Source organism: Dehalococcoidia bacterium, from assembly GCA_022449765.1.
Taxonomy (GTDB): Bacteria; Chloroflexota; Dehalococcoidia; order Lucifugimonadales; family Australimonadaceae; genus UBA2963.
Window position 1 is genome coordinate 54,703 of sequence record JAKUPZ010000003.1, and the last position, 13,499, is coordinate 68,201.

Below are 13,499 nucleotides of genomic sequence, written 5' to 3' on the forward strand. Positions count from 1 at the left end.
AAACTGCCCCGCGATCAGGGCCATCTAAGGATATCAGAATAGCTGTTCTCTTTCCAGTAACTTGCTTGCCAATAACCTATTGTCGATCTATTAAGTGGACTTTAAGTGAAATGGGCATGTATCATCATTTTGGCAGGAGGTGGTCAAATGCGAATTCCTATGAAAGTGGACTATGGGGTAAGGGCATTAATTGAACTTGCTCAGAATATAGAATCAGGAAAGCTTGTGCGAACTGCAGAAATTGCAGAGAGGCAAGGAATACCTGAACCGTACCTTGACCAAGTACTCACTACGCTAAATAAATTTGGTTTTATTCGCAGCCGGCGAGGCCCTCAAGGAGGGCATGTTCTTGCGCGACCTTCTTTTGAAATCACGCTGGATGAAGTGGTGGCCACCCTCGAAGGAAGAACACCGCCATTAGAATGCTTTGATGATTCTTCGTGTTGTGCTGTTTCAGATGACTGCGCACAAAGAGATATATGGCGCGACGTTGAAGAGGCTATCAACGCAGTTCTAACGACCACTTCGATTGGCGAGCTTGCGTTTCGGCAAAAGAAGAAGGTAGTTCAACCGCTTAATTTTGTTAATTATTAATTAAAAAGCCTAGATTTGTTTAAAGAATAGGAGATTCAATGGCTACGGCATTGCAACTGACACCAGAACAAGTAAAAAGGTATAGCAGGCACATAATCATGCCTCAAATAGGTAGTGGTGGTCAGCGGAAACTAATCGATTCAAAAGTGTTGGTTGTTGGTGCTGGCGGACTGGGCGGACCTGTCGCTTTGTACCTAGCGTTGGCAGGCGTCGGAACTATTGGATTGGTAGATTTCGATACAGTAGATTTAAGCAATCTACAACGACAGGTTTTACATAATAGTGAAACGGTAGGCATGCCAAAAGTTGAATCTGCAATTTTAACGCTTTCTCGCTACAACCCAGAAGTAAATGTGATTCCTCACGAATTCCCAATTAACTCAGAGAACGCAATGGAATTGATCTCTCAGTACGATATTGTTGTTAATGGAGCAGACAACTTTGCCACAAGATACTTGGTCAATGATGCGGCTTATCTCAGTAGTAAGCCTGTGGTCGATGGCAGCATTTTAATTTTTGATGGACAAGTAACGGTATATGAACCCGGTAAAGGGTGCTATCGCTGCTTATTTCCAGAACCTCCTCCTCCAGGACTTGTGCCCAACTGCGCTGAAGCTGGTGTTTTAGGGGCATTAACAGGCACTATCGGTAGTATTCAAGCTACAGAAGTTGCAAAGCTCATTTTAGGAGTGGGAGAAACCCTGACGGAGCGACTGTTGCTCGTAGATGGGCTCAACATGGAATTTAGAGTAGTACGGACAAGAAGAAACCCTAATTGCCCTCTTTGTGGCGACACACCAACGGTTACTGAGCTCATAGACTATGAAATATTTTGTGGTTTAGTTCCAACTGAGGAGGCATCTTCTCCGACTCACTAAGGGACTAATACAAGCCAGCGGTCCAGAGATGAATCGGTATAACGTCATGCGTAGCAATAACCTTATAGATTCAATAGGGAACACACCGATAGTTGAATTACCTTCACTAAGTCCCAAAAAAGAAGTGCATATTTTTGCAAAACTTGAAGGTTCTAATCCTACAGGTTCAGTAAAAGATCGAATTGCTCGAGGTATGATCCAGTCAGCCGAAAGAGCAGGTCAGTTATCCAAGGAAAAAACTATCCTGGAACCGACTAGTGGTAATACAGGTATTTCCTTAGCAATGGTTACGCAGAGGTTAGGCTATAAGTTCACGGCTGTTATGCCTGACAATGTAAGCAAAGAGAGAAGTGATTTGCTTACGGCCTACGGAGCCGAAATTGTGTACTCCCCCGGAGAGCAAGGGTCTAACGGATCTATTGTGATGGCTAAGGAGATGGCTGGTAGAGACAGTAAATTTTTTATGCTTTATCAGTATGGAAACAATGAAAACCCACGAGCGCATTATGAAACTACCGGACCTGAAATCTACAGAGATGTTCCAGAGATAACACATTTTGTAGCGGGGCTTGGTACAGGTGGGACGCTAATGGGGGTTGGGCGCTACCTGAAAGAAATTAATCCCGCAATAGAAATAATTGCTGCTGCTCCTGAAGTGGACGATCGTATTCAAGGACTAAGAAGTTTGGAAGAAGGATTTGTTCCTCCGATCTTAGATTTGTCGCTGTTAGACTCGAGAATAATGATTAGCGGAGAAGAGAGTTTTCGAATGACTTCGCTATTGTTGAAAAATGAAGGTGTTTTTGCTGGAGTTTCGTCCGGAGCTGTATTAGGTGCTGCTCGCCGAATTGCAAGCAGAGTGCAACAAGCTAATATCGTTTGCCTGTTTGCGGACGGTGGCTGGAAATATCTGAGCACAGGCTTGTGGTCTAAAGAGTATGAGGATCTTCAAGAAGAAATAGAAGGTAAGGTTTGGTGGTAAGGAAATTTGATAGCTTTCCCGGAGACGCCAATGGGAGGCAAAGATTGCGATTTCATGTTTCTGTCCGCACTTTTTCACATAGTCCCAGTAAAATGCTTATTGAAGCAATGGAGCGAGAGAATGTGAATTTTGGGATGGAAGAGCAGTCGTTTAATAGTGATGCCCTTCTTTTAGATCTGCTGGATATTCATCCGCATGAAATGGGTAATATACTTCGGCATCTGCAGCCTTCCAAAATACCGGTAATTGCAGCCATTGCTTCAGCCCAGATCGGCCTTGTGGATTCCTCCTTAGATGTTTCAGATTTTATAGTTGTTCCATGGTCCAAAGGGGAATTATCGCTTAGGATATCGCAGCAGATCGGGCGCAACACGGTAATTGAGCGGCCTGGGGTTATTCAGGTAGAGGATTTGGTCATTGATACTGGTCGCTATGACGTATATTTAGGAGGTCGACCTGTCTTTCTGACTTTCAAAGAATACGAATTACTTAAGCTTTTGGCATCTTCGCCTGGGCATGTTTATAGTCGAGAGACATTACTTGAGCAAGTTTGGGGATATCAATATTTCGGGGGAACTCGAACTGTGGATGTCCATGTTCGTCGGCTGAGAAGTAAAATAGAGGATGCAGATCATTCTTTTATTGAGACTGTCTGGAATGTGGGTTATCGATTGCGAGGATGAGATCACGGGAGTTTGCTGATGCCTCTATATGAGTACGTGTGCCGGTCGTGTCAAAGTAATTTTGAGAAGCGACTTCCAATGGCTTCTAGCAGTATTGCTGTCGGCTGTCCTGAATGTGGGACTGAGGCAGTAAAAACTTTTTCGATGTTTGCTTCAAATATCAAAAATAATTTTGGGTCAACTTCTCCACTTGGTGGCTGCTGTGGAGGGAGTTGCGGTTGTGGTTAGCTTTTAGGTTTCCATATGCGTGGTACAAATTGGCCGAATGAGACACAGAGCAACGCCTCAAATATGGATAAGGATGCAATAACGAAGGTCATATCGCGCCAGAATCCCAGTGGGAAAATTTGAACTAGAGCAGAAGTGCGTGGATTAAAGGTCCAATTTCCCTGAGGGAAACCAATGTAGTGAAATAGAGTAAAAAGTGGCTCAAAAGCTACAACACTTATTACTCCAATAAATAGAATCAAAAAAATAGTAACTACCCCTCCGTATTTGATCCATCTTGCAATAGCTACATATGCACTTTTTTTTAAAAACAAATATGACAGTACGGCACAGATGAAAATAATTGAAACTAAGTAATTTTGTGCAGTAAATAAAAAGTGGAATAACTTTTTCACATCGGCCATATGCGAGGCTTCATCTTTAGTGAATAAATTTAGAGTCTTGTTATTACCAGCTAAAGTGACGACTAAAGGCTCTGAATCATCATTAAAATAAGCTTGTATCTGCTTTGAAACATCGCGTAAATCAGATGGTGACAGATTACTAACAGCAGATACATTATTCCGCTCGAATAAGGTTTCTTGCAAAGGTAAGCTATTTACTGCAAAGCGTACATTTAGCATTACTAATATGAAGGCTATAAAAATGGGGAGAGTGACATTTAAAATTTTTAAGACTTGATTAATTGATGAACTCATAAACGTATAGTAACAATTATTACATGGAGTAAATTGTATGTCAGAGCCATTTAAGCGGTTAATTCAAATTATGTCAGATTTGAGAAACCCTGATAGCGGATGTCCTTGGGATTTAGAGCAAACCCACAATAGCTTGAAAGGAGCCTTACTCGAAGAAACATATGAATTATTAGATGCATTAGATTTCGCTGGGAATGTAGAAATTATTGAAGAATTAGGGGATTTGCTTTTACAAGTGATTTTTCATGCCCAAATTGGATCGGATAATGAAGCTTTTGATATTAATGATGTTATCCAGAACTTGAACGAAAAGTTGATTAGGAGGCATCCTCATGTTTTCGGAGAGAATCATGTAAAAACCTCTAAAGAAGTTGTGGGTCAGTGGGAGAAAGTGAAAGCAGCAGAACGAGCAGAAAAGGGAGAAGGTAAAAAATCGATGCTTGCAGGTATTTCAACTTCAATGCCTGCCCTGGCTTATGCTTATGCAGCTATTGCAAGAGCTCGTCGTGCCGGATTTGATTGGGAAAAACCAGAAGATGCATATTTCAAAGTGCTTGAGGAAGTCCAAGAGTTTGAGAACGCCGTCTATACACAAGACAAAGAAGCTGAATTTGGTGATATTCTCCTTTCTTTAGTGGGAGTCGCTTACCAAAAAGGAATTGACCCCGAGCAAGCATTAAGATCTGCGAATAATCGGTTTTTCTCCCGATTTAGCAAAATAGAGGATGGCGCTCGAGAGCATAATTTAACTATTGCAGAACTTACGATGGAGCAAAAACTTGCATTGTGGCAAGAAGCGAAGAATTCTGAAGAACGCGTAAAATAGACTGAGACAACCGACTAGGAAGGAAATTACATAATGAAACGCCAGGTTACAGGGGCAATCCTAATTTGCTTGTTAGCAATTACCACTTTTTCTGTGAGTGTTTTTGCTTTTCACGAAGCTCACATAACGGACGATTACACTACTGTGGATTCAGATGACGTAAAAATGGATTCATCTGTTCGTACTTTTGAAATGGGGTCACGAGAGGTAAGAGCCGATTTAACAATTGATTTGTATAACTTGAGCGAAGCGACAAAGCCGGTAGATGTTATTGATAGTCGAAGGAAAGTGAAACTAGAGCTGCATGACGTACCTGAGGACTGGGATATTGCAGTATGGGATAGGTTTTTTGATATCAAAATCAATGAAATAGTATTAGATCCTCCTATAGTAAGAGACACGCCAAGCCAAAGCCTCAGATTAAGAATTAACTTCCCGGACGATCGGCCAGACCCAGGCGAATACACTTTTCAGTTAAAGGTTCTTTCGCCTGATGCAAAAACGATATATGACACAGCGCGATATACAGTAATTGTTCCCGAACCCCCCAAAAGCACGGATACAGGTGTTTCAGTGAATTCTACTTTCCCTGTTTTGACGGGCTCGGTTAGTAGTGAATTCGAATTTGAAATTGTCATTGTCAATGACACAGGAGCAGATTCCTCGTTTAAGCTTGAAGGGGAAGTGCTTAATAGTAATGCACAGGCTTTAACAGGATGGGAAATAACGTATGCTCCATCTTTTGGAGGGGATCGATTAATTGCTAGTGTCAGCGTTAAAGATGCGCTCTCAGAAAGAGTAGACGTTAATGTAAATCCCCCGAGTAATACAGAGCCGGGTGATTACTTTATTCCAGTAAAAATTTCGGACGATGCGGGGTTTGAAGCTACTACGTTGCTTCAAATCACATTAAAAGGCCGAGGGGAAGTAATTACCAGCACGGACACAGGGCTTTTAAATGTCGATGCTGTTGCCGGTGAAGAAGCTCTAACCAAGATCAGAATTACCAATATAGGTACAGCTGAGCTGAACAATATTTCGCTTTTAGCGGACGCTCCTCAAGGCTGGGATGTTAGTTTCAATCCTGCTGATATCGTTTCACTGCCGGTTGCTAATATGATTGATATTCCAGTGACTATTATTCCTACTAAGGATGCTATTCCAGGGGACTACTTAATTACATTGAGAACCATTCATCCGGAAACCACAGATTTTTTGGAAATGAGGGTTACGGTAGCACAGTCCACAATTTGGGGATGGTTAGGGATAGTCTTAGTTTTTGCAGTTATAGGTGGCCTAGCAGGGCTTTACTGGAGGATTGGTCGTAGATGAGCGAGATTGTTATTGAGGCTAAGAATTTAAATAAAGCCTACGGGCATATCCATGCGGTAGATGGTATTAATTTATCCATAGAGCAAGGGGAAGTATATGGATTTCTAGGACCAAATGGCTCGGGCAAAAGCACCACTATCTTAATGATGCTGGGGTATACAGAGCCTTCCGGCGGAAGTATTCGTGTCTTTGGAAAAGATCCTGCAAGAGAACCGATTGAAGTGAAACGAATTGTTGGATATTTACCCGAAACTGTAGGATTTTATGGAGACATGTCGGGCCTAGAAAATTTGCTGTTTACAGCCGAACTCAATCAAATCCCCTCAGAAGAAGCATATTCTAAAAGCATTGAATTACTGGAAATGGTTGAATTGTTAGCCTCTAAGGACCAGCCGGTTAATCAATACTCAAGAGGGATGAAGCAGCGGCTGGGGATTGCTGACGTCTTAATTAAAGATCCGCAAATCGTGATTCTTGATGATCCTACTTTGGGGCTTGATCCCGCTGGTATTCAATGGCTACTTGCACTAATAGAGAGATTGAGCCAGCAAAGAAACATAACCATTTTTCTTTCGTCGCACCAACTGCATGAAGTTCAACGGATATGTAACAGAGTGGGGATCATGTCTCATGGAGCTTTAGTACTAGAAGGAAAAGTCGCAGATTTGGTCCAAGAAACTGAATCCCACGGCTACGAGACCAAGCTTGAAATAGAGGGCGAAACTTCAGTTCTAGAGGGGAAAATAAAATCTATTTCAAGCGTTGAGAAGGTTTCAGTGGAGGGATCTCAATTAATAATAGAAAGTACTAGTGACGTAAGATCTCAAATTGCACTAGAGGTGATCCAGAGCGGTGCACAACTTTTGGAGCTTCAGGCTCATAGAAATTCACTTCAAGAAATATATATGAGGTATTTTCAAGAGGCATTGGTATGAAGGCATTATTCTGGAAAGAGCTGGCGGATCATTTTGGGCGCCGCCGCTTCGTCCTCCTCCTTGGACTGGTTGGAATAGGGTTGTTATGGGGATCATTTGTAGATGTCTCAAGGCTAATTGATGAAGGCCGGGCGTTCATTTTTCTAGACGTATTCTCAACTAGTACAGGCGTGCCAATTTCCTTACTTTCCTTTATTAGCTTTTTTGGCCCTGTGATCGGAATTGCACTTGGGTTTGATTCGATTAACGGGGAAAGAACGCAGGGAACACTCTCAAGATTGCTTGCCCAGCCGATTTATCGGGATAGCGTTTTTAATGCTAAATTGCTGGCTGCTATTTTAACCCTTAGTTTGGTTGTTGCTAGTGTGATGATGGTTGTTGTAGGGATTACTATGTTTCGACTAGGTATTCCTCCAACCCCTGAAGAGATCCTGCGATTAGTTGGGTTTTATTCAGTTACGATGATGTATTTATCTTTTTGGCTTGCGCTTTCTATCACAACCTCAGTGCTGTTTAGAAATACCGTTACTTCTGCATTAGCGTCTATTGGAGCATGGTTTTCATTGGGATTCTTGGTTACTTTGTTTGGCGGGGTTATTGCAGATCGCATAGTTCCTGAAATAAAAGTCTCTGCAGATGCGATTAGGCATTTGTCTATAGAATCTTGGATTAATAGAGCCTCGCCCTCCGGGCTCTTTTCTGAGGCTACAACAATCTTGCTAGATCCTATGGGCGGAAGGGCTTTGAATTTTTTCTCGATTGACCAGAGCAGGCTTTCTGGTTTGTTATCTACTCCTGTATCTGCTGTCCAGAGCTTACAATTAATATGGCCTCATATTGTTGTGCTACTTGGGATGGTTGCTTTGTTAATTGCGCTTTCCTATTTGAAATTTATGCGTGAAGAAATACGTGCGTAAAGCTGAGGGCAAAAAGGAGTTAGTTCGCGAAATTTTAGAAAAGCGCGAATTCGATACGCTTTCTCCGAATGCAAGCTTCAGCGCTCTCACAAAAGGCCGATCGATTGCTGAGCCGAAGGACGGGCTTCGAACGGAGTTCCAACGAGATAGGGATCGAGTAATTCATACTAATGCTTTTAGACGGATGAAGCATAAAACTCAAGTTTTTATTGCACCTGTGGGGGATCATTTTGTCACAAGATTGACGCACACTCTTGAGGTTACTCAGATAGCGAGGACGATTGCACGATCTCTCAACTTAAATGAAGACCTTGCGGAGGCAGCAGCTCTTGGGCATGACGTAGGGCATACACCTTTTGGCCATGTTGGAGAGCAAGTACTTGATTCTATCCATCCAGGTGGTTTCAGGCATAACGAGCAGAGCTTACGAACTATTGATGTCTTGGAAAAAAATGGAAAAGGCTTGAATTTAACTTACGAAACAAGGCAGGCAATATTGCACCATTCAAAACCTCGTGGCAATTTCATGAACGCCACCGATCTAGGGTTCCTTTCTTTGGAAGCACAAATAGTTCGAGTGTCTGATGCTATTGCGTACCTTGCTCATGACATAGGAGATGCCATTCGTGCAGGTATTTTGGATGAGTCGGATTTACCGGTTGAGGCCAGAGAGATTTTAGGTACACGCCATTCTCAGCGTGTGGATACTATGGTAAACGACGTTGTTTCTGCTTCTTGGAATGCTGTGGTTTCTGAGGGAGTTCAAGACCAAAAGAAACCGCTTTTGGCAATGAGCGCAGAGGTAAATGGGGTAGTTACAAGGCTCCGGGAATTTATGTTTGATCATGTGTATATGCCTGCTGGTGAAGGCATGGAAGGCAGGAATGCAAGAGAAGTTATCGAATTTTTGTATGGATACTTCTTAAGTAATCACGTGGAAATACCAGAGAGGTACTTTGCCTCACAAGATAATGTTGAAAGAGTGGTGTTGGACTATATAGCAGGAATGACTGATCAATTTGCATTGCATACAGCGGAAGGTTTGAAGCCAGGTATTGCATCGGATGTTTTTTTGGGCAGAGTATAGAGAAAATAATCAGGCGTTTACCTCTTGCGTCGATACCTTTGCCTATAGTCTAAAATAACCTTATGGGCGCACCAGATGAGATAAAAGCAAAAATAGACATTGTCGATCTTGTTTTAGACTATGTTCCCGAGCTAAAAAGAGCTGGCAAAAATTTTCAAGCACCGTGCCCATTTCATAACGAGCGAACTCCTTCGTTTATTGTTTTTCCAGAAAAGCAAACATGGCGTTGTTTCGGTGCATGTTCTACAGGCGGAGATATATTTGAGTTTGTAATGAAAAAAGAAGGCACAAGCTTTCCAGGTGCATTAACAATCCTAGCTGATAAAGCAGGAATTCAATTAACGCAGGTGAGTAAGAATGACCAACCGCATCCTCTATATGTTTTGAATCGGGTGGCCCAAAAATTTTTTACTGATTCATTTATTGCAGACAGGGGGGCGCAAGCACGTACTTATGCAAAGAGCCGATACATATCAGATGAGTCAATAGCTACTTTTGGGATTGGATATTCGCCTAGTTCTGGCGATGAACTTTTGAAGCACCTTAAGACACTGGGCTACTCAGATGAGCTGATTCTTGGATCGGGCTTGGTGACTCAGTCTGAAAGCGGAAATATTAGAGATATGTTCCATGGCCGTTTGATGTTTCCGCTCCGTGATATACAAGGCAATATAGCGGGCTTTTCTGGGAGATCTATGGACGGTACTAACCCGAAGTACATTAATACAGCGAAGACGGCAGTATTTGATAAAGGCCAACTTCTATATGGGATTGATCAAGCGAAGGATTCTATATCACGGGAGAGCACAGTCATTGTTGTCGAAGGGTACATGGACGTAATCACCGCACATGAGTATGGATATACAAACGTAGTTGCCTCTATGGGAACGGCATTAACGGAGCAACAGATTCTTTTAGTCAAATCTAAAGCGAACAAAGTAATTCTTGCCTTGGATGCCGATATTGCTGGCCAAGAAGCTATGCTTCGGAGTCTCAATGCATCATGGAAGTTGCTTGGCGATATAGTGGGATCTGGTTATCGAAAACAAAGCCTTCGTAATCGTTCTGACGATTTATCCATATTGCGAATTGCATTGATAACAGAGGGTAAAGACCCTGATCAGCTCATACGAAATGATCAATCTAAGTGGAATAATATTCTATCCAACGCTGTTTCAGCGATTGACTTTCTGATTGAGGCTGAAGCGAAAAAATTAGATTTATCATCCTCTCAAGGGAAATCAGAACTAGTAGAGCGTGTCTTACCTTTGGTTTTTTCTATACCTGATTGGAATGAACAAGATCGGTATTTACAAAAACTAGCCGATACAACTGCAATTTCTAGAGATCAGCTCAGGATGATTGCAGGGAGTTGGAGCCGTAAGCAACAGTATGTATCAAGGAACGCCTCATCTAAAGCAAGGGCAGAAGATAAAGTAGAGTCTGTTTTTGCGGTAGCATCTGAAGATCCATTAGAAAAAAGAGCTATTACTCTTCTTTTGCAGCACGAGGATCTTTGGGACTATCGCTTTGACTTAAAAATAGATTTTTTCATGCATGCGGCGAATCGGGCAATATTGAGTGCGATTCACGCGGAGAGTACAATGATAGGCGCACAGGCTGAATTAGATCAGCAATTTAAAGAACGATGGACGCATTTGTCGCAGTTGCAATCACCCCCCTCAGACAAAAAAATGCGTGATGAAGAATGGGCAGCGTGCTTACGCCGATTAGAAGAGAGGTACCTTCGCGAGCTTAAATCTTTAGAAGGAGCTGCATTCGAAAACGGCGGTGATGATTCTGGGTCTGCAGAATACATCGGGAATGTTGAGCAGCAGGCATTAGAGACAAATAATCGTCTTCGTGAGTTGTTCGCTGGTAATTCACATTAAATAGTCAATATGTGTATATAAATGAGGTAAATGTGGCAACTAAAACTGAAATGGATAAGGATAAAAAATCCAAACCAATCGCAGAAGCAAAACCTAAAAAAGCGCAAGGAAAGGTTTCTGCGGCTAAGGCGAAGCCATCTACCGCCCAAAATGCCAATAAAAAAGTAAGCGAATCGAATGCTGATGACGAACAACAACTTGCTGAAGAGCAATTTAGTGCATCGAATAACGATCAACCGGAGGAGATAAATCCCTCGGAGGCAATTGCTACCTTAGCGGCCGCTATCGCCGGAGGTGGAATTGAAGAGCCGGGTCATGACGAAATTAAGGCTACCGAAGAAGAAGCTAAAGAAGCGAGTGAAGATGCTCAGCAAGACGAAATTGAAGGGTCAGAGCTTATCGATGATCCTGTCCGGATGTATTTGAGGGAAATAGGTAGAGTCACCCTCCTAACGGCAGCTGATGAAAGACGATTAGCATTGCAGTTGGCGGCATATAAGCATATTGATAAAGGAGAGCAAGAATTCTTAGCAGATACTGATCGACCTGCCAGTGCTTCAGATGTCGCAAAACTTTTATTATCTAGGCTTCAGGATCAAGGAGACTTGATAGAAGCAGTTTCTGAATATTTGGCCATTGATGAAAAAATGACTATTAGCGAACTGCTACTAAATGAAAAAATGCGTTCAGGTGTAGACGGGGAAATCAATTTTGACATGCTAGAGCAATTAGGTGAACGCTACGGTCAGGACTCTATGGAAGTGGCTCCTGAGATCGTAAAACTTTCTTTGAATAGTCATGTTTTACCTCAGGATATTTTAGGCATTATCGGCCCGGATGTTGAGATATCGGAGCTTCAAGACCTTATTCGAGACGCGGATATGGGACAACGGATCGATGCTAATGAATTTATATTAAGACGACATTTCAATCAGGTTAAACAAGACGGGATTCGCGCGCAGAGGCACCTTGCAGAGGCAAACTTAAGATTGGTCGTAAGCGTTGCCAAAAAATACATTGGACGTGGCATGTCTCTCCTGGATTTAATACAAGAGGGTAACATTGGTTTAATCCGGGCTGTTGAGAAATTTGATTACCGAAAGGGATATAAATTTTCGACCTATGCAACTTGGTGGATAAGGCAGGCAATAACTCGTGCTATAGCTGATCAAGCACGAACAATTCGGATACCAGTCCATATGGTTGAGACTATTAACAAATTAATGAGGGTTAGTCGCCGATTGGTGCAAGAATACGGTCGGGAGCCAACGACATTGGAAATTGCTGAGGGAATGGAAGTGCCACCAGAGAGAGTACGTGAGATTTTGAAAGTTTCACAAGAGCCTGTATCCCTAGAGACCCCTATTGGTGAAGAAGAAGACTCACATTTAGGTGATTTCATTGAAGACAGTAGTGCTCCGGCTCCTGCAGACGCTGCTACTTTTCAATTGATGAGGGAACAAGTGGAAGAGGTTCTCGAATCCCTGAGTGATCGTGAGCGACGAGTACTTCAATTGAGATTTGGCCTAGAAGATGGCCGTAGTAGAACCCTTGAAGAAGTAGGGCGGGATTTTGGGGTTACGCGGGAGCGGATTCGCCAAATTGAAGCAAAAGCATTAAGAAAACTGAGACATCCGAGCAGGTCTAGAAAACTGAGAGATTTCTTAGATAGCTAGATTTAGTGTTTTTTGTACTCATCAAAAAGAGTGATTTCTACACTTGCTGAAAGTGGAGCTACCAGCGATTGCGCGAGGGATTGCAGTAGCAATGTAACCCACATGTTTTCACCAATTGATCGCATCAAAATTGAGAACAAGACAAAGACAATTATTGAGAACGAGATTACTATAAATTGAACGGTAAACGTTCTAACCCAATTTCCTTCTATTAATTTCCAACTTTCAAGCACAGCTTGCAGAGGCATAGTATTTTCAAGGACGATAAAAGGCCTTATTAAGCTGAGGCGTACCCCCACATAAATTACTATAAAGATGCCAAAAATTGTGGGAATAAGGAGAAGAGCTGCAGCTGATGTAATCAGTGCTAACAAAAAGAGCTTTGGACCGAAAGCAACTAATGCACTTACTGAAGAGCTGATTTGTAATTTTCGCTGGCGTGAAGCTAAAACAACTAAATAAAAGGTGGATGTATGGAATCCGATAATAATTGAATTAATTACTGTTACCCTAAAGCTTGCTAGGTACAAATTATCAGTATTTGGGATGACTACTTGTCCGATTATATTAATCAATACTGCCGGTAGCAGTGAGACCAAAATAAAGAGGATAGGGGCGCGTGCATATAGGGCAATCGCCTCTCCCAGAAGTTCACCGAGTGAAGATTTCATAGGGCCATTATTATGTTCAGTAGGGTGAAGGAAGTTCATATAAAATATCGTAGAGGGAAGTAAACTTAGAGTCCATACTTTCAAGGATAAAATAGTGGAG

12 protein-coding genes and 1 pseudogene are annotated in these 13,499 nt (G+C 42.3%); 11 read left to right on the top strand and 2 right to left on the bottom strand.

Features of this window, described 5'->3' with window-relative positions; translation table 11 throughout:
- Positions 1-147: 147 nt before the first annotated feature.
- The 4 genes and pseudogenes from MK127_02005 (at position 148) to MK127_02020 (ending at position 3,125) form a co-directional block, all read left to right on the top strand.
- Complete coding sequence (locus MK127_02005) at positions 148-594, top strand: Rrf2 family transcriptional regulator (GenBank protein ID MCH2531574.1); 447 nt, start codon at positions 148-150, stop codon at positions 592-594.
- A gap of 38 nt (positions 595-632) precedes the next feature.
- Positions 633-1,472, top strand: a complete 840-nt coding sequence (gene moeB / locus MK127_02010; GenBank protein MCH2531575.1) for a molybdopterin-synthase adenylyltransferase MoeB — start codon at positions 633-635, stop codon at positions 1,470-1,472.
- 46 nt (positions 1,473-1,518) lie between these two features.
- The gene (locus tag MK127_02015; GenBank protein MCH2531576.1) at positions 1,519-2,454 is read left to right on the top strand and encodes a cysteine synthase; all 936 of its coding nucleotides are present in this window, start codon (positions 1,519-1,521) and stop codon (positions 2,452-2,454) included.
- A 443-nt stretch (positions 2,455-2,897) separates the two neighbouring features.
- Positions 2,898-3,125: pseudogene (locus MK127_02020) on the top strand (winged helix-turn-helix domain-containing protein).
- Positions 3,126-3,361: 236 nt separating this feature from the next.
- Here the strand turns inward: MK127_02020 and MK127_02025 are convergent.
- Complete coding sequence (locus tag MK127_02025) at positions 3,362-4,063, bottom strand: TIGR01906 family membrane protein (GenBank protein ID MCH2531577.1); 702 nt, start codon at positions 4,061-4,063, stop codon at positions 3,362-3,364.
- A 37-nt stretch (positions 4,064-4,100) separates the two neighbouring features.
- Here MK127_02025 and mazG point away from each other — a divergent pair, with 37 nt between their 5' ends.
- The 7 genes from mazG (at position 4,101) to rpoD (ending at position 12,728) form a co-directional block, all read left to right on the top strand.
- Positions 4,101-4,889: a nucleoside triphosphate pyrophosphohydrolase gene (gene mazG, locus MK127_02030; GenBank protein MCH2531578.1), complete on the top strand. Its 789-nt coding sequence runs from the start codon at positions 4,101-4,103 to the stop codon at positions 4,887-4,889.
- A gap of 33 nt (positions 4,890-4,922) precedes the next feature.
- On the top strand, positions 4,923-6,221 hold the full coding sequence (locus MK127_02035; GenBank protein MCH2531579.1) for an NEW3 domain-containing protein: 1,299 nt from the start codon (positions 4,923-4,925) through the stop codon (positions 6,219-6,221).
- The gene (locus MK127_02040) at positions 6,218-7,156 is read left to right on the top strand and encodes an ABC transporter ATP-binding protein (GenBank protein MCH2531580.1); all 939 of its coding nucleotides are present in this window, start codon (positions 6,218-6,220) and stop codon (positions 7,154-7,156) included. The genes MK127_02035 and MK127_02040 overlap by 4 nt, the downstream gene beginning before the upstream one ends.
- Positions 7,153-8,073, top strand: coding sequence for an ABC transporter permease (locus MK127_02045; protein ID MCH2531581.1), 921 nt, complete (start codon positions 7,153-7,155; stop codon positions 8,071-8,073). Before MK127_02040 ends, MK127_02045 begins: the two co-directional genes overlap by 4 nt.
- On the top strand, positions 8,066-9,160 hold the full coding sequence (locus MK127_02050; protein MCH2531582.1) for a deoxyguanosinetriphosphate triphosphohydrolase: 1,095 nt from the start codon (positions 8,066-8,068) through the stop codon (positions 9,158-9,160). The genes MK127_02045 and MK127_02050 overlap by 8 nt, the downstream gene beginning before the upstream one ends.
- 62 nt (positions 9,161-9,222) lie before the next feature.
- Complete coding sequence (gene dnaG, locus MK127_02055) at positions 9,223-11,052, top strand: DNA primase (GenBank protein ID MCH2531583.1); 1,830 nt, start codon at positions 9,223-9,225, stop codon at positions 11,050-11,052.
- Positions 11,053-11,084: 32 nt separating this feature from the next.
- Complete coding sequence (rpoD, locus tag MK127_02060; protein ID MCH2531584.1) at positions 11,085-12,728, top strand: RNA polymerase sigma factor RpoD; 1,644 nt, start codon at positions 11,085-11,087, stop codon at positions 12,726-12,728.
- 2 nt (positions 12,729-12,730) lie between these two features.
- Here rpoD and MK127_02065 read toward each other — a convergent pair whose 3' ends face one another.
- Entirely contained in the window at positions 12,731-13,399 is a 669-nt protein-coding gene (locus MK127_02065) for a hypothetical protein (protein ID MCH2531585.1), read from the bottom strand.
- Between the last annotated feature and the right edge of the window lie 100 nt (positions 13,400-13,499).